The sequence below is a fragment of the Ferroplasma acidiphilum genome, assembly GCF_002078355.1.
GTDB lineage: Archaea > Thermoplasmatota > Thermoplasmata > Thermoplasmatales > Thermoplasmataceae > Ferroplasma > Ferroplasma acidiphilum.
The window spans coordinates 475,806-494,022 of the sequence record NZ_CP015363.1; the positions used below are offsets into that span (position 1 = coordinate 475,806).

16 protein-coding genes and 1 tRNA gene are annotated in these 18,217 nt (G+C 37.9%); 10 read left to right on the forward strand and 7 right to left on the reverse strand.

The window, feature by feature from the left end; translation table 11 throughout:
* The first annotated feature begins 67 nt into the window (after window positions 1-67).
* Complete coding sequence (locus tag fad_RS02590; RefSeq protein ID WP_009887583.1) at window positions 68-934, forward strand: menaquinone biosynthesis family protein; 867 nt, start codon at window positions 68-70, stop codon at window positions 932-934.
* Between the two features lie 129 nt (window positions 935-1,063).
* Window positions 1,064-1,402 (forward strand): hypothetical protein, encoded by a 339-nt coding sequence (locus fad_RS02595; RefSeq protein WP_009887584.1) that lies wholly within the window; start codon window positions 1,064-1,066, stop codon window positions 1,400-1,402.
* Window positions 1,403-2,574: 1,172 nt separating this feature from the next.
* Here the strand turns inward: fad_RS02595 and fad_RS02600 are convergent.
* Window positions 2,575-2,646, reverse strand: a tRNA-Val gene (locus tag fad_RS02600).
* Window positions 2,647-2,841: 195 nt separating this feature from the next.
* Here fad_RS02600 and fad_RS02605 point away from each other — a divergent pair.
* Window positions 2,842-3,897, forward strand: a complete 1,056-nt coding sequence (locus fad_RS02605; RefSeq protein WP_009887585.1) for an archaeosine biosynthesis radical SAM protein RaSEA — start codon at window positions 2,842-2,844, stop codon at window positions 3,895-3,897.
* On the opposite strand, the gene fad_RS02610 is transcribed toward fad_RS02605, so the two are convergent.
* Window positions 3,880-4,518, reverse strand: coding sequence for a Rossmann-fold NAD(P)-binding domain-containing protein (locus fad_RS02610; protein WP_009887586.1), 639 nt, complete (start codon window positions 4,516-4,518; stop codon window positions 3,880-3,882). The genes fad_RS02605 and fad_RS02610 overlap by 18 nt on opposite strands.
* A 1-nt stretch (window position 4,519) precedes the next feature.
* A complete protein-coding gene (locus tag fad_RS02615; protein WP_009887587.1) occupies window positions 4,520-5,095 on the reverse strand; it encodes a chorismate mutase in 576 nt (191 codons plus the stop codon).
* 132 nt (window positions 5,096-5,227) lie between these two features.
* Here fad_RS02615 and fad_RS02620 point away from each other — a divergent pair, with 132 nt between their 5' ends.
* The 4 genes from fad_RS02620 to dnaJ are packed head-to-tail and all read left to right on the forward strand — an operon-like array spanning window position 5,228 to window position 9,771.
* A complete protein-coding gene (locus fad_RS02620) occupies window positions 5,228-6,196 on the forward strand; it encodes a thiamine-phosphate kinase (RefSeq protein WP_009887588.1) in 969 nt (322 codons plus the stop codon).
* Window positions 6,197-6,255: 59 nt separating this feature from the next.
* Entirely contained in the window at window positions 6,256-6,768 is a 513-nt protein-coding gene (locus fad_RS02625; RefSeq protein WP_009887589.1) for a nucleotide exchange factor GrpE, read from the forward strand.
* Between the two features lie 6 nt (window positions 6,769-6,774).
* Window positions 6,775-8,661, forward strand: a complete 1,887-nt coding sequence (gene dnaK, locus fad_RS02630; protein WP_009887590.1) for a molecular chaperone DnaK — start codon at window positions 6,775-6,777, stop codon at window positions 8,659-8,661.
* Between the two features lie 6 nt (window positions 8,662-8,667).
* Window positions 8,668-9,771 (forward strand): molecular chaperone DnaJ, encoded by a 1,104-nt coding sequence (gene dnaJ, locus fad_RS02635; protein ID WP_009887591.1) that lies wholly within the window; start codon window positions 8,668-8,670, stop codon window positions 9,769-9,771.
* A 227-nt stretch (window positions 9,772-9,998) separates the two neighbouring features.
* Here dnaJ and sor read toward each other — a convergent pair whose 3' ends face one another.
* Together sor and fad_RS02645 are read right to left on the reverse strand one after the other, a co-directional pair.
* Entirely contained in the window at window positions 9,999-10,922 is a 924-nt protein-coding gene (gene sor, locus fad_RS02640; RefSeq protein ID WP_081141656.1) for a sulfur oxygenase/reductase, read from the reverse strand.
* Between the two features lie 465 nt (window positions 10,923-11,387).
* Window positions 11,388-11,840, reverse strand: a complete 453-nt coding sequence (locus fad_RS02645; protein ID WP_236940597.1) for an Lrp/AsnC family transcriptional regulator — start codon at window positions 11,838-11,840, stop codon at window positions 11,388-11,390.
* Window positions 11,841-12,001: 161 nt separating this feature from the next.
* Between fad_RS02645 and fad_RS02650 the strand changes: the two genes are divergently transcribed.
* The 3 genes from fad_RS02650 (at window position 12,002) to fad_RS02660 (ending at window position 16,185) form a co-directional block, all read left to right on the forward strand.
* A complete protein-coding gene (locus fad_RS02650; RefSeq protein ID WP_081141658.1) occupies window positions 12,002-13,315 on the forward strand; it encodes an aspartate aminotransferase family protein in 1,314 nt (437 codons plus the stop codon).
* A 1-nt stretch (window position 13,316) separates the two neighbouring features.
* Window positions 13,317-14,714 (forward strand): APC family permease, encoded by a 1,398-nt coding sequence (locus fad_RS02655; RefSeq protein WP_155951095.1) that lies wholly within the window; start codon window positions 13,317-13,319, stop codon window positions 14,712-14,714.
* Between the two features lie 151 nt (window positions 14,715-14,865).
* Window positions 14,866-16,185, forward strand: a complete 1,320-nt coding sequence (locus fad_RS02660) for an amidase (RefSeq protein WP_081141660.1) — start codon at window positions 14,866-14,868, stop codon at window positions 16,183-16,185.
* Between the two features lie 20 nt (window positions 16,186-16,205).
* Here the strand turns inward: fad_RS02660 and fad_RS02665 are convergent, their stop codons facing one another.
* Complete coding sequence (locus fad_RS02665; RefSeq protein ID WP_081143140.1) at window positions 16,206-17,696, reverse strand: aldehyde dehydrogenase family protein; 1,491 nt, start codon at window positions 17,694-17,696, stop codon at window positions 16,206-16,208.
* 110 nt (window positions 17,697-17,806) lie between these two features.
* A complete protein-coding gene (locus fad_RS02670) occupies window positions 17,807-18,211 on the reverse strand; it encodes an SCP2 sterol-binding domain-containing protein (protein WP_009887598.1) in 405 nt (134 codons plus the stop codon).
* Between the last annotated feature and the right edge of the window lie 6 nt (window positions 18,212-18,217).

An 18,217-nucleotide genomic window follows, 5' to 3' on the forward strand; every position in this document is an offset into this window, starting at 1 on the left:
TCATGTTGAAACAAAGGAAAAATTGAATTTGCTGAAACGTTTTAATATTATCTGCATATAACCAGATATGAAAACCTTAAAAATTGGTGCTTTAGCAGATTCCGGAGATCTATACCCATTTATTCCATTACTGGAAAAGAAGGTAAAAAGCGACGATTTTAACCTGGAGTTTGAGTTCATTCCAACTGTGCAGGAGGTTAATGATAAAATAGTGAAAAAAGATGTTGATATATCAGTTCCATCGGCTGCACTTTACCCTTATATCCAGAATGATTACTTTATCCTTTCAAGTGCTGTTGCTTCGGCTGTTGACGGAATCACAGGAATGCCCATTCTGGCAATGAAAAAAATGGATATTGATGAAATAAAGAATTCTAAAATAATTGTCCACGGATTGAACACCACTGCCTTTAACCTGTATAAGTTGCTAATCGGGAAGTATAAGAAACTTATAGTGGTACACAGGGTCCTCGATGAGGTAAATTCCATGGTGAACGAAGACGGTGTTATGGTTGCAGTCCATGAACTTAAGGCAATGTATGACCTGAGAAAGATGGGAGTTGAACCTGTAAGGCTTGCAAGCATGTGGGAAATGTGGAAACAATTATCGGGCAACAGGCCGATGCCCATGGGAACAGTTGTCATCAACTCTGAAATTGGAGAGGAGTATGCTTTAAAATTCAAGGAATTGTACAATAAAAGCAAAAAATATGCCGAATCACATATGGAGGAAATACTGCCTGTAGATGTAAAAATTATGAGAGAGGTGCAGAATTCAGATATCAGCCTTGAAGTTATAAAGGGTACTATAGGTGCGGATGTAAAGGAATACAATGTTTCCATAGATGATGTAAAATCAGGACTGGAATTCTTCTATGAAATAATGCATAAAAAAAATCTCCTGCCCGGAGTTAAAGAATTGAGATTGATATGAAAACTACTGGAAATAACTGCATATAGAATCTATAAATAATAAGTGTACTTTCAAATTTTAATATTTTAAATAAGTGAAGGTTGTGTAGATGTATTTAAATAGATAATTATAGATAGGTATATGAGTAAAATGGCAAGAAATAAACATAAAGGAATAATAGTCCTTGTAATAATAATTGTACTGGCATTATTAATATACGGCCTTATACCAACTATTCTAAACACCAGCCCTTCTGCAATGAAAGACAATAATTCATATTATTTAGCCGGCAAGATAACGCAAGATGTAACAGTAAACGGGCAATCTGCATTCACACTGAATGACAATGGTAAATCAATTACTGTCTTGTATAACGGAACAGCATCAGTTAATTCCTTTGTACTGGTACACGGAACCTATCAGAATAGTTTGCTAGGGAGCTATATAAACAGCAGTTCAGTAACGCCCTGGCTTTACTCCATAAGTTAATTGATACCAAAATAATACATTTATGCTAATATTTGTGTTAAAGCAAAGGAATTTTTTTCTTATTTGGGCGTTGTAAAATTCTGCGATAGTTTTGAATCTGCTACATCTTCTTTTATCAGGAATTTATATTCCCAAATTGCAGAAATAAAGATGACCTGAGTTATATTACCAATTCAGATATCTCCATTATTGCTTTAATTCTATGTTGCCCTTCATATCAATTTCATAAATTCGATAGTGTAAGTAATTGTCTGTAAATTATAAATGGTCTTGCATAATTTAAATTAGGAGATGAAAAAAATGCAAGACCAATTAGAAGTAATAAAAGAAAAGATAAAAAGTTATGGATTGAACAGAGAGAATATGAGGGATTTAAAGAAGTGGAACCTTAATGATAGATATAAATGAGGGGTATGTAACAGGAAGAAAATATATTAATATGGAGGAAATCAACAGAGAGTAAGGCTATTTACAATTTACAGAAAATAATGTACATTATCTGATTGCACAGTGTTATTCTTATTTCAAAAATTCATTCTCTCTTTTATTGTTTCCTTCAATATTCTATCCATATCTGTATTTTCAATATTTTGTTACCCCCTTGCTCAAAAGGTGTATCATTCCATGTTATTTGATGATTAAATTTGCTAGTAACAGGGGATTTATATTTACACATAATTATGTACACAACCTTCACAGATTTTATTATTTATCCTCAGGCACTTAATATCCATATATGCAATAATAGGTATCGTCGAACCGAGAATTAATGACTATATAGTTGTTTTAAAGTATAACGACTATGGCTTTAGATATTAATCAAAAACTCTGTATTGTATATGAGAACAGATTAAAATGAATAATTATTTTTATATCACCTTACTCTTTGCTTATTACAATACTACGCTTTCGAACTCAGAGCTATTAGCCAAACTACCTAATCTAAAAGTGTCCGGATTAGAGGCAAGTCTAAAGAGAGAACAAAATCATTTTTGAAGGCCACGGAGGTATGAAGTTATTTATAAGGATAACAGAGAAGGCATAATAACATGGATGTGAAAATTGGATTGACTTTTATTTTCAAATATTCAATAATTTCTATATATCTAAAACATTTTAAAGGCATCTATAAAAGGTGTTATATGAGTTCATTTTACTTACAATTAATGGAATGGGCCCGACCGGATTCGGACCGGTGACCTTCTCCGTGTCAGGGAGACATCATACCACTAGACTACGAGCCCTCTAAGGTTGATTTGAAGATAATATATAATTTTTACCTAATAGAGATTTACTATTATATCCTGAATTGCGTTTCTATATAAACACTACCATAGAAAAAAAGAATTAAAGAAAAAAGCTCACAGAAATTAAAAATATTACATATTTTCAAATAAATAGACAACAATACTCATATAGATAGGATTAATACTAAATAAATGGTAGTTAGAGATTATTCGCTTTACATTAAAAGCCTCATGCATGAAAATAACAGAAAAAATGATGTTGATAAACCAGTTTCCATCTGGAAAGAACTGGATCGCCTGAGAGGTAGCCCGGAGAAAACAATGGTATGTATTTTCAGGACAACAGGATGTGCGTGGTATAAATTTACGGCATGTTCCATGTGTGGCTATTTTAATGACACCTCCCCTGAAATAGTGGATGAAAATCTTATGAGGCAGGTAGATACATTATATGATTCGCTTAACGATACAAAAGTATTGAAAATATTTACTTCCGGAAGTTTTCTCGATCCCAACGAAGTACACCCTGCCGTGAGGGATTACTTTATCGATAGGATGAAAGATAAGGTTGATAAATTGCTTGTAGAGTCAAGAACAGAATATATAAAACCTGAAACATTGCAACCATTTAAAAAGGCAAAGATTGACCTGAGAATAGCCATAGGGCTAGAAAGTGCAGATGACTATATTATGAAATATTCAGTTAATAAGGGAAGTACATTGAAAAAATTTATTGATGCTGCAAAAATTCTGCAACAGGAAAAAATAGAATTACGTACGTATTTATTGTTTAAACCTCCATTCATATCAGAAAAAATGGCTATTGCTGATATAGAAAAATCAGTTTCTATTGTAGCCCCATACTCGGCAGATATATCAATAAATCCAATGAATATCCAGAAGAATACACTGGTAGAGAAACTATGGAAAAAGGGACTGTACCGCCCACCCAGGCTATACTCCCTGGCAAAGATTTTGATAGACCTCGGAAGCCAGTACCCTGTCCTGTCATACCCTACAGGCGGGAATAAGGAGAGAGGAGTGCATAACGATAAATACGACGGCAAATTGCTTGACCTTATAATGCAATCTTCCCTTGACCATGATTTTGGTGAATTAAGTGATTATTATAATTCACTGGATCTGGAAGACTATAGATATGATCTGGATCTGGAAGATAAAATGTTCTTCCAGGGTGATTATATGACGCTTCTAAAACGCTTATCAGGTTCATCTATTACCTATTAATTTTTTAAGCTCATCCAGTTTTTTTTCTATATTTATTATTATTTCCATGGCCCTTTCATTGTATTTTATTGTGTCAAGAAAAATTTCGGTATTTTCATTATGTTTTATTTTTTCAATCTCGAGAAATTTGATATAGGAACCTGTTACTATATCTGTATTGCTAGCTTCAGATATGTATGAAAGTATATATGGTTTCACAAGTAGTTCGCTCATAAGATAATCATGCTCTCGGGCATTCATAGATATTATTCTGTATCCATTGAATAGTTCTTTTACCTTATCCAGTGAATCAGGAGTTGAAATATCATTAATGAAGATAATTGTCTTATTAGTTTTATAGGATTCTGGCCCGAATAATGGGTGAATACTTATTATATGCCCGGAAAATTCCTCCATGTTATACTTCATGGATGTTAAATCAACAAACCCTCTATATTCAGGAAAACTGCGGATAATATTCACTGTTTCCTCCAATGGAACTGCTAGAAGTGCAAAATCAGCTTTTGTAAGTTCAGATTGAAGTTGATCTTCATTTTCAAGGTCTATGGATGATGACCCGGGAAAAATTTTCATCAATGTTCTTCCTAAACGCCCCTCTGATCCTACTATTAATAAATGCATATTACTGTATTTCCACGGTATATATATTTGCTTTACTGGCAAGGAAATTTTCAGATATAAGCATGGAACCATCTTTTATTATTATCTCCTGATTTTCTCTTCCATCCATATATATAACAAGATCAGGCTTTTCAATAGCATTTGCTATATGGTGCCCGGCACTGATAAGAATTTTGCTAATTTCATGGTAATCGCATAGCACCACAGTGCCCGGATTAAGGATTCTGGAAAGGAGAAATATGAGATTATCCCTCTCACTTCTGTATTCTATATATTTTACTCCATTAAGAATTCTGGAATACTTTACACTATCAGCAGAGTTTCTATTTAAAACTTCATAATTTATTGAAAACTCGAAAAGCAAATTCAACACAAATTCAGTGAAATGATCGTATGAAAGGGATTTTAATATCTCTATTTCCCTCTCCCGATTTCTTATTTTCAGACCTCCGGCAACCTTACATTCCCCAATTTTACCAGCTATTTCCCTCCTTTCTTCAAGTAGTTTGATAATATCTCTGGAATTATTGTAAAGTTCATTTCTCAGGGTATCCATATTATTAATAAATTCTATCACCTATGATAGAGTATATCTATCACATATAAAAATTTTCCAATTTTAACAACAATGCATTACCATTAAACTGCTAATTCCACACAGAAAATTTAGAGGGCAAACTTTAAATTAAACAAATTTATAAGAGAAATATTGAAATTAAAAGATTTAGGGGAGAGAAAAATAATACAAACCCTTGAAGATGGCTCTAAAAATCTTGACAACAGGGACGATTGTGCAATTATAGGCTTTGGCAATTATTATGCTTTGTTATCAACGGATCTTATAACAAGGGAAACCCATTTGCCAGAAGGCGCAGAACCTTTTCTCGCCGGAAAATTTTTTGCGGCAATTAACCTGAGCGACATTGCAGCTATGGCCGGAATACCATCAGGTTTCCTTATCTCTTTATCTGTATCTCCTGAATATGATATTTCCTATCTGGAGGAATTTTACAGGGGAGTGAGGCACGAGCTGGACAAGTTTAATGTGTCTATCATTGGTGGCGATACAAAAGAAGGTTCTGATTTTACAGCAGCCGGTACTATAATAGGGAAACAGGTGCCGGAACTTATAAGAAGGCGATCAGAAATTAAACCCGGGCAATTTCTGATGGTAACAAATTCTTTAGGGTCATCGGCCGCCGGATATATTTATTACATGTATGGAATAAACCGTGAACTGGGAATCAGAAAGATGCTTGATGTTGAGCCAAGGATTAATGAAGCAATAAAAATTAGTGCCTCCGGGGCAAAATTTATGATGGACTTATCAGACGGGGTTTACGCTTCTATACATCAAATTTCAACTGACTTTGGCGTTGGCTTTAAACTATACGGTGATAAAATACCATTTGACAGGGATGTTGAAAAGGCTGCATCCATCTCCAATTTTTCAGTCAGCGACATAGCATTGTCATTTGGCGGAGATTATGAACTGATGTTTACAGTTGAAAAAAATTCCCTTGAAGAATTTATGGCAGCCATGTCACATGAAAATATAGAAGTCCATTGCATAGGCGAAACATATAACGGCGATAATGTAATCTATGATGGCAGGGCATGGGTTCCAGTAATAAATAAGGGATACGAACATTTCAACAGTATGCCACTTAATAAATAATGCCAAAAGGGTAAAACTTATATAGAAAATATTTATATAGAAGAACAAATATACTTATGATGAACCATAAAGAATATAATAGGCCCCTTGAATTCGATATAGAGCAGGTAAGGAAGAGAAATAAAATGAAAGACAGGGAAGAGATGAAGAAATATAAACAGTTATACACAGATACGATGTCTGATCTCAATGACTACAAGAGCCTCTATGTGCGCCAGCGTTCAGAGATGGAAAACTATTCAAAATACAAAGAAAGGGAAATAGAAAACATCAGAAAAAATGCTAGCAGTGATCTCATTAAGGAACTCCTGCCTGTTCTTGATACACTCGATGCCGGTATAGCCCACGACCCAAAACTGGAGCCGGTAAGGTCCCAGCTGTTAAAAGTACTTCAATCACATGGATTGCAGGTACTTGAGGTTAAAGGGACAAAATACGATCCGAATCTGGAAGAGGCTGTGGGTGTCCTGGACCAGGGGGAGGATGGAACCGTTCTTGAAGAGGTTCAGAAAGGTTATACACTTAATGGCGATGTTCTAAGAACATCAAAAGTAATAGTTTCAAAAAGGTGAAATAAAATGAGTAAAATAATAGGTATAGATCTAGGTACAAGCAATTCGGCAGCGGCTGTTGTTATTTCTGGAAAGCCAGAAACCATTCCAGCAGCAGAGGGCGTATCACTGGGCGGAAAATCTTTTCCAAGCTATGTGGCGTTCACAAAAGACGGACAACTACTGGTAGGCGAGCCTGCAAGGAGACAGGCTCTCCTTAACCCCGAGGGAACAATATACGGTGCCAAAAGGAAAATGGGAACAGATTTCAAATATAAAATATTCGGAAAAGAATATACGCCGCAGCAGATTTCAGCATTTATATTGCAGAAGATAAAAAAAGATGCAGAGGCATTTCTCGGTGAACCGGTAAACGATGCTGTTATCACTGTACCGGCATATTTCAACGATAACCAGAGACAGGCAACAAAGGATGCCGGGGCTATAGCCGGGCTTAATGTAAAAAGGATTATAAATGAGCCTACCGCTGCGTGCATGGCTTATGGAATTGATAAGCTCAACGAAACTTTAAAAATACTTATTTACGATTTTGGCGGAGGCACACTTGATGTTACAGTGATGGATTTCGGCCAGGGAGTTTTTGAAGTTATGTCAACATCCGGTGATACAAAACTGGGTGGCAGTGATATGGATGAAGCTATAGTTAACTTCCTTGCTGATGATTTCAAATCCAAGGAAGGAATAGATCTCAGGAAAGACAAATCTGCATATATCAGGTTAAGGGATGCAGCCGAGAAAGCAAAAATAGAGCTGTCTACAGTTCTGGAATCAGATATAAACCTTCCATATATAACAGCCACTCAGGACGGCCCGAAGCACCTGGAATTTAAACTTACCAGGGCAAAGCTGGAGGAACTTATTGCGCCAATAGTCGGAAAGTCTGCAGCATCTCTGGACAAAGCACTTGAAGGAGCCAAGCTTTCAAAGGGTGATATAAACAAGATTATACTCATTGGCGGACCTACAAGGATGCCATATGTCAAAAAATATGTTGAAGATTACTTTGGCAAAAAATCCGAAGGCGGTGTTGACCCGATGCAGGCAGTTGCAACAGGTGCTGCAATTCAGGGAGGAGTGCTGATGGGAGATATAAAAGATATTGTACTTCTGGATGTAACTCCTTTGACACTTGGCATAGAAACTGTTGGTGGAGTTATGACTCCGTTGATAAATGCCAATGCTACAATACCAACAAAGAAAACCCAGGTCTTCTCTACTGCAGCTGATATGCAAACATCTGTCGAGATTCATATAGTCCAGGGTGAAAGGCCACTTGTTAAAGATGATGTTTCTCTAGGAAATTTCGTACTCACAGGAATAGCACCTGCGCCAAGGGGAGTCCCACAGATTGAAGTTACATTTGATATCGATGCAAATGGCATACTGAACGTTTCCGCAAAAGACAAGGGTACCGGCAAATCCCAGAGTATTTCTATCAGTGCCTCAAACAAGCTTTCCAAGGATGAAATAGAAAAAATGAAAAAGGAAGCTGAGCAATATGCAGAAGAGGACAAGAAAGAAAAGGAGACAATAGAAACACTGAATAACGGTGAATCTCTGGCATATACTGTAGAAAAAACAATAAACGAAGCAGGGGACAAACTTGACAACGAAACAAAGGATAAAATAAAGGGCATTATAAAAGACCTGAAGGATGCTGTTGAGAAGAAAGATGTAGATAAAGTAAAGGAGATTACAGAAAACTTAACAAAGGAAATGACTGAAGTCTACACTAAAATGGCTCAGGCGCAGCAGCCAGATCAGGGCGCCGGGCAACAATCTGAACAACAGTCTGAACAGCAGGGAGAAGAGGGATCCTCGCAGGAACAGAATAATAACGAACAGCAATCAGATGACAGTACTGTTAATACCGACTATAAAGAAAACCAATGAGTTAAAATGTCAGGAGATTATTATCAGATACTGGGAGTAGATAAAACCGCTTCTCAGGAAGAGATACGTTCAAAGTTCAGAGAACTTGCTAAGAAATACCACCCCGATGTAAATTCAGGCAGTAAGGAGGCTGAACAGAAATTCAAGGAAATCGCAGAAGCGTATGAAGTGCTTTCAGATCCCCAGAAAAGGCAACAATATGATGCTACCGGCTCTACAACATTTGGAGATGCAGGAGCTGGCGGTGGCGCAGGCTTTAACTGGGATAATTTCTCACATTTTGACGATATTAATGATATATTTAATACCATATTCGGCGGCGGATTTGGAAGAGGAAATTTCAATGGTTCCTATGGCAGTAGTAGCCCCCAGCCGGACCTCGATATTTATGTAAAACTTAACGTCACTATGGAGGATGCATATTACGGTGCATCAAAACCTATTAAGTTCAAAAGAAATGCCATGTGTGAAGTATGCAATGGTACAGGAGCGGAAGGTGGAGTACTGGTTACATGCCCCACCTGCCATGGTACCGGCCAGGAAAGAATAAGCAGGGGGCAGGGTTTCTTTAACTTTGTCCAGGTAATAGTATGCCGTACCTGTATGGGAAAAGGAAAAATACCGAAAACCCCCTGCAAAGCATGTGCTGGAAAAGGATACATACCAAAAATGGAGAACATTTCTATAACAATACCAAAGGGCGTTGATACCAACACAAGGCTCAGGACACAGAAACTGGGCAACTCTTTTGGTGGTGTGACCGGTGACCTATACGCTGTCGTTTATGTCCAGCCGAACCCGAATATAAAACGTACCGGCGATAATCTCTACGTTAAAGAAGCCATAGATTTCCCTACAGCTGCTCTGGGCGGGTCTGTTGAAATTCCCCTTTTCAAAGAGAAATTTACTTTAAATATTCCTGCTGGAAGCCAGCCAGAGGATGTATTGAGGATTAAAGGTGCTGGAATGCCTAAATTAACCTCACGTGGGAGTGGAGACCTCCTTGTTGTGCTAAAACTTCAGGTTCCGAAGCACCTTACATCCAGGGAAAAGGAACTAATAGAGGAGCTCAAGGGCGAACCTGTTAAGAAATCCTGGTTCCACATATGATATTATTATAAATTACAACAGAAAATTGTTATCTTTTCATTTTTATATTGAATAGCGAATTAACGTTCTTTATTTTTATATAATATAATTCCGGCTTATCCTAAATGCGGGAAAATAGAAAAGATGATCCATAACATAAAAAAACTAAAAGTTTCAGACTAAAAATGAAGTTAAGCAAATGAGAAAGTTTAATTTAAATTCCAGTAAAATATATTTTATAAAAAAATTTATGGAGAGTTAAGGTACTCTCTCCATGTTGTTCCTTCCATCATCGGGTTTAAAAGCCTTATATAGGGCCCTCTTATCAATGTGTCAAGAACCTTGTCGTGGATCTCTCTTGCTGGATGTGCAAACAGAACCCTTCCAATTCCAAACATTGCGTCGTTCGGGGAGGCCCATTCCATATGAACTTTGTACTCAGGTGGTGTAGGCCTTGCCTCTTCTGGTTTGAATGAACCCTCCTGCTGTGTTGGTACTTCACCACCGGATTCCAGTGTTTCATGAATTCCCTTTGACTTCAGCTGGAATGACCCTACTGCTGAGACACCAACTTCTTTTAAAATCATGTATCCCAGAAATCCCGGCGCCTTTTCAAAGTCTTTCATTACTTCAACTATTGTTGATTCGAATTCCTTTTCCTTATCCTTCTTTACAGTGTGCTCGGACAGTGCTATTGTTCTCTGGCCGTATGGCATGGATATAGGCGGAACTCCTGCTGGGTCTCCCGCAGCGAATTTTTTCCCGAACATGGTTGTGAAATCAGCCATTTCCGTGTTTAATGGCATGCTGGCATCTACAATTTCATATAATGGTTCCCATGGTCCATAAACTACCTGTGAAAGGCAGGATGAGCATAATCTGAATATTGAAGAGAAGTTTTCCCTGTGCATATCTTCGTGGTCTTTAATGCTTTTCCACATTGTATACTGATATACATTCATGGTATCCATTTTTGTCATATCCATGGAGCCACCTCCCCATCTTGTCCCCATCGGTATTATCCCGAATTGCACATGATTCTGGAATCCAACAAATCCCGGGTGCCTGGCTGTTACCTGGCATACTTTCGGGCCAACTTGCTGGAACATCTGCATGGTCGTGTCGTTATTCAACATCTCCACTTCGTTTATTGCTACGTAAGGTTTAGGCATTTTTTATCACCATATTATAGATGAATAAGTCATATATAAGGTTTATTAATCATAAATGTGAATTTCATGAAATATTTATGGTATTTATTGATATATATTTGTTTTGTACCTATATTCGTAATAATATGACTTAAAACAGCTTAATCTGTCAAAATAAATTCATAAATTTTATTTTCTTTCAAAAATAATTTTTAAAGAATTTGTTTGTAAGAGTTCAGTAGGCAGGTATCTTTATGCAGCAATAATATCAATGGAAAAAGGGTTGTATAATGATCATATTATAATTATGCCACAATCTGGCACCTGAAAAAGATTCTGATGAGGATGGTAAAGAACTTATCCTGTATAATAAAAATGAAGGTAAATATCGCTATAGAATAGGGCAAGTGAGATGCTTAACAGGACATCGCAAATTTTAATCAGTCGGCTGTACCTGGAGAACATCATAGTTAGAAACAATTTATATTAAAAAATGTTGGCGATATCATGATATTTATATATATTTAAAACCGTATGTGTGTCCGACCTTTCTATTTCTGTAATTTTTTCCAGTTCATTTAATATAATTACGTAATCATCTTTTGTTTTAGTAGCACATAGAATGTAAAAATCAATGTCTCCGAGCAGGAACAGAACATCAATTACCCCTTTGATCTTCATTATCTTTTCAGCAACTATATCATGGTATTCTATTCCATATTTGGCCCTCACAAAGGTAGCGGTTACGAAGTTATACCCTAATTTACCGAAGTCTATTTCTGCTTTGAATCCCTTTATTACATTATTTTCCTGCATTTCTTTTATTCTCCTGCTGATCGCCGATGCAGAGTATATTCCTATAGCCTTCCCTATCTCTTTTAATGGCTTTCTAGAATCTCTGGAAATCTCTTTTAAAATTCTTAAGTCAAAACTATCCATATATAAATATATAATAACTGTATTAATAAAGATTTTCACTAAATTGCCTATTATACACATCTTAATACTATTATATAGATTAATTAAAGAAAAATATTCTTTAAAATCCCTGTATAAAGGCATCATAGAAATAATTATATTATTCGACAAATTGTCTTTTTATGGCATTAAATGACTATAAAAACCTACCAAAAATTATTACAGATGTACCGGGACCGGAGAGCAAATTATTACTACAGAGGCAAAGGGAAATGGAGTCCAGTACAGTAATCTACCCGGATAGTTTCCCCATTGCAATTAAGAGGGCTGAAAACTCATTAATAGAAGACCTGGATGGAAATATTTTCATTGACTGGGTATCTGGAATCAGTGTTCTTAATTTAGGATTTAATGATAAAATACGAGATGCCGTGAAAGCACAGCTCGATGACATATGGCATGCCCTGGAAATACCTACAGAAGTGAGAATAAATTTTCTTGAAGCATTGAGAAACAGCTTCCCCCCGGAGATGAGGAATTATAAAACAATATTTGGAATCAGCGGAGCCGATGCATGTGAAACTGCAATCAATATTGCACATGCAATAAGGAAAAAGAATGCCCCAACAATTGCATTTGAGGGTGCATACCATGGAGTATCCGGTGGAATTATTGCTGCTACTGCCGGGAGAAAATACCGGGAAGCAGTATACAGTGATGGGTTTAAGATAATACGGGTGCCATACCCATATAAATTATGGTATGACTATGATGTTTCTGATATAATTTCCATAATGAAAAAGATAATGGATGATGGAGAAGCAGGATATGATAGGCCTGATTCTGTTATAGTTGAACCTGTACAGGGAGAAGGCGGTTATATTGTGCCTCCCGATGGATTTTTAAAGGCCATAAGGGAATTCTGTACTGAATACGACCTTACAATGATTGTTGATGAGGTTCAGAGTGGGGTAGGCAGGACAGGCAAGATGTGGGCATTTGAATATGAAAATATTACTCCCGATATAGTATGTGTCAGCAAGAGCATAGGCGGGGGGTTGCCAGTATCATTAGTTTATTACAGGGATGACTATGACAAAAAATTGCCGAAGCCATTCCATCTTGGAACATACAGGGCTAATCCCCTTGCAATGGCAGCTGGAATAACTGTTATCAACGAAGTGCCAAAGTATTTTGATAAGGTAAAATCCAGCGGAAAGGAAATGTTAAACAAATTCAACAAGATAGATTCTAACCTTATAGGAGAAGTGCGCGGAAAGGGTTATATGATCGGCATAGAACTGGTAGACAATGGAAAACCAATGAATTCAAAGCACATGATGGAATTAAAGCACGAGCTCCTCCAGAATGGACTGTTAATGCATACATGCGGGCACTATGGCAATGTATTCAGATTCATGGGCGCGCTAAATATGCCTGATGAATTGATAAATACAGGAATTAACATTTTTGGCAAGGTTTTACGGGGTAAGTAAAATGGATCAACTGAAAAAAAATAATGGCGGGTTCTGGCTGGCTCTGTTTCAATCCATGGCATTCGTGGCTCCTGCCGCATCCGTTGCAAGCTTTTTTACAACTGGTGTGGCTGCAATAGGCGGGTCTTTGCCCCTGACGTACATTATTGCAACCTTTGGTGTTCTGTCTGCAATGTATATGGATTATTCTTTTGCAAAGAGAATATCGCATGCTGGCGGATATTACGCATTTGTGCGTTCAGGGCTTGGCAATAAACTTGGTACGTTGAGTGCATGGTTCTACCTTTACGATATGATAGCGGCAATAGCAGGTTTTTCCACCCTTTACTTTGGTGCTATCGTAGCCCCATACATACCCTTTCTGAATACAAGCCCCTACGGATGGCTGCCTTTATCACTCATTCCATTTGCAATAATATTCTTCTTCCTCTGGAATGGGCTAAGGCCATCATTATGGTATACCCTAATAAGTTCTGTTGCTGAGATCTCTTTCCTTGTAATAGGCGCCATAATAATCATTATACTCCTCGGGTCCAAGAATACACTGGCACCATTCACCCTTACCGGACATCCCATAAGTGCTCTCGGGCTAGCAACTGTTTATTCAGTTTTAAGCTTCGTGGGAGCCGGTTCAGTTATAGCCTTATCAGAGGAAATTAAAAATCCAAGGAAAAATATTCCAAAGGCCCTGGTTATAGTCGCATTGCTGGCTGCAGCAGTTTATATACTAGCATCATACGCAGTAGTTGTTGGATGGGGATTATCAAACATATCAAGTTTTGCCACATCTACAAATCCCGGGATAACTGTTTATGCCAGATACCTTGGTCCGGTTGGACTGGTTATTTTCGTAGTACTAGTAGCAAATAGCTTCATTTCAAATGGAATTGCACAAGGTAATGCGGGGAGTAGAACAGCATATTCTATGGCTCGGGACAATATTCTATTTTCTTCAAGGTGGGCAAAGGTAAACGAAAGGACGGGCGCGCCACGGATGGTTATAGGTATAATGATAATAGTAACTTTCATCCTTATGATCGTTTTCGGGTTAATTTTCGGGCCCTTTGAAGGTGGCACTATCCTTATCACCGCCGAGGCAGCTCTCCTTTATATTATACACATACTGGGTGATATATCACTACCCATATACGCAAAGAGAAAACTCAAATACAGGCTGAAAGCCTATCTGCCATTGCTTTTAGGGCCATTGCCAGCAACTATTGTATATGCGGTAGCGGAATATGGTGTTTTCATTCCTATCCCGGCATACCCTAACAGCATCTATGTCTACGGCACTCTTGCACTGATAGGGGTAGGTATAGTACTGGCAATAACAATACGCCACAAGCCTGTACACGTTGATCAGTCAGTATTTGAGCAGGAGGCCGAAACCAAATGAGCCGGTTAAAACGGAGACTTTCTTCAACAGTAGTGGTGATGGATATGTATATTACCATCTGCCACTCAGTTATTAATTGAGTCTGGTGGGAAATAGAGATGAATGAAACGTGTAAAATCAATGATCAATGTCGGTCGGAGAATACAGTTAAATGATACCACCGATACACACATTGCATGATTTAATTATTTCTGGAGAGATATCTCCATATCATTTGTTTAAAAAATCAGCTGAGAACATAAGCCACTTAAACCCGGACATAAATTCTTTTGCGACGTTAAGGCCATTTAATGAACCTACCATACATAAACATTCTAGTAGCCCATTGTATGGAATCCCATATTCTGTGAAGGACATAATAGACACTAAAAATCTCCGGACTGAGTACGGGTCTGAATTCTTCAAAGGCCATGTTCCACAGGAGGACGCAGATGTTATCAGGGCATTGGATGAATACGGGCCTGTATTGCAGGGCAAAACAAATACACACGAGTTTGCCATGGGCATAGTTACTCCCGTGTGCAACAATCCCTGGAACGTATCAAAAATAACCGGGGGTTCAAGTGGTGGGTCAGCGGCTGCAGTATCATCAGGGCTTTCCCTTTTCTCATTGGGAACAGATACCGCCGGTTCTATACGCATTCCATCAAGCATGTGCGGGGTGAGTGGATTAAAACCAACAACCGGTAGCCTTTCAGTAAAGGGGATATTCCCTGAAGCCTGGTCACTGGACACTGTTGGCCCGATAACAAGATATGCCTCTGATATACCTGCCATAGTAACCGCTATGGGCTTTAAATCACCTAGAGCAAAAAGTCAGAGAAGGAAACCTTTGCTGGGGATAATAGGAAATTTAACTGAAAGTTCCGATACTAATGTAAAGTTTGCATTTTACTCATTCATGGATCATATGGTTTCTGAAGATCTTGTAGATATAAAAGAGATACATATAGACAACATGGAGAGCATGGCATCAGCTGCCGATATGATTGATGGTTGTGAGAATGCAACCATACACCGCTCCAGATATGAAAATAACCCCGAGTTATTTTCTGTGGAATCCAGAAATCAAATTAAATATTATTCGTCACTTAAACCAATGGATTATATTGAGGCAAAGAGATTAAGAATGAGACAAGGCATGGAATTCAACAGCCTATTCAACCAGTATGATTTCCTGGTTTCCCCTACATTGCCAACCATAGCGCCGGATAAAAAGGAAATTGAGAATGTGCCATTTGATTACTTTATGAAATATATAAAATTTACAAATCCGTTTAATTTGTTTGGAGTGCCTGCGCTTTCAATTCCCTGTGGCTTTAGCAGAGATATGCCTGTGGGACTTCAGATCGTGGGTGGCAAACTAAGGGATATAGAGGTATGCAACCTTGCTTCCAGATTCCAGGAAATAACTGATTTCCATACACGAATACCCCCTATCGCAAAAAATATAAATTATTTTGATATATAAATAATATTCTGGTGTAAAATTCATTCAGTTTTGATCAATATACCATATGCCACATCGCTCATTCCAGATTCATTATTTCCATAGAATATGTGCCTTGTCTGTGTATATTCCAGAATACCTTCAAGCCCCAGCTCCCTGCCAATGCCGCCTTTCTTAAATCCTCCTCTCGGTGCAGCAGCTGACAATAGATGGTATTCGTTTACCCATACAGTTCCTGCCTCTATCATTGATGCTACCCTCCCGGCTTTCTCAATATCCTTTGTCCATATTCCGGCAGCAAGGCCATATTTTGTGCTATTTGCCAGATCTATGGCTTCTTTTTCAGATTTAAATGGATATACTGTCAATACAGGGCCAAATATTTCTTCATCAGAAATTTGTTGTCCTGGAGTTAATCCGGTTAGAAGTGTTGGAGGAAAATATGTACCATTATCAGGTGTGCCCTGCATATTCTTTGAATAAAATATATTTCCGCCCGATTTGACAGTCTGGCTAATTAATGACTCTATTTTTTCCTTTTGCTCCTTAGTTGTTATGGCGCTGATATCGGTCTCGAAGTCCATTGGATTTCCTGATTTCATGGAATCCAGATATATTTTCACTTTCTGTAGGAATTTGTCCATAATTGATTCTTCAATGATTAACCTGCTTGCAGATTCACACAGTTGCCCTGCGTTAAGGAATATTCCAAATATTACGCCTTTTACAGCGTGGTCCAGATCAGCATCTGCAAAGACTATATTCGGTGATTTGCCACCGAGTTCAAGGGATACTTTCGTTATGTTTTTAGCTGCCTGTTCCATGATTCTGGATCCTGTAGGGGTGGAACCTGTGAAACTTACCATATCAACATGGTCACTGTTCACCAGGAAGTTCCCGGTTGTCCTGCCTGTGCCGTTTACAAGATTCACAAGCCCATCTGGAAAGCCCGCCGCCTTCATATCTTTTACAAGTTCAATAGCAGTCAATGGTGTATAATGTGATGGCTTAATGACAACAGCGTTTCCAGCCAGTACCGGTGGGATTATTTTCCATACAGCCATTAAAAAGGGAACATTCCATGGTGCTATGGAAGCTACAACGCCCATAGGTGCGTTCTGGACTATGCCCTCTGTGCCTGGGTATTCCGGATGCGTAATCTTCCTCTGAAATTTGAATTCATCTGTTTCAGCAAAGTACCTGATATGGGATATTGCTAGAGGTATATCCATAAAAGTACTCTGGCGGATAGTTTTCCCGGTATTTTTTGATTCCAGGTCTGCATATATTGTGGCCTTTTCCTGGACAATATCAGCAAGTTTCCCGATCAATTCCTGCCTGGATTTTATTGTGGACTCAGGGTAAAATTTATTGAAAGCCGCCCTGGATGATTGTATAGCCCGTTCAACTGTATCCTTATCAGTATCTATTATATATCCCATCAATGACCCGTCTACCGGGCTCTTTAGCTCTATCTTCGCCCCACCGGTTTCCTCAATTCCATCAATTATATTGCCAAATATCTTCTCCATTTTTTCCACCTATTATCAAATAATTTGCATGCACTTTTTATAGTCAGATTATAATTTAAATGTATATTATTATAAAAATTATGATTCAGGTTGAATTCCAACTATCCAGATTAAAATTGTGAATCAACCATTTTTGCAGTGTTTACCATTTCCTTGGCTGCGTTGGTATACCTCATAATTTTCATCATGGATCCGTCGAGCTTGAATTTTCCAGTCATAAGCCCCTGTATAGGGTCTATTTCACCTTTTATGAGTTTTACCCAGTTTGAGTACTTTCCCATGTACTTGAAAGTTGCTTTTGGAACATCGCTTTCAGCCTTGCCCACCTTCGAATCTATGCACTTGCCAGCCTTCAGGTTCAAATAAAGGTACCATGAGTCATTATAAGTTTCATCGGGCTGAACAACAAATGTTAGAGAATCATCCCATGTTTTTCCTGCCTCAGCATAAGCTGGATTAGAATTTAGCTTTTCTGTATACTCTTTTGCCCATTCATCACTTGGAAATTTTGCCATATTAAA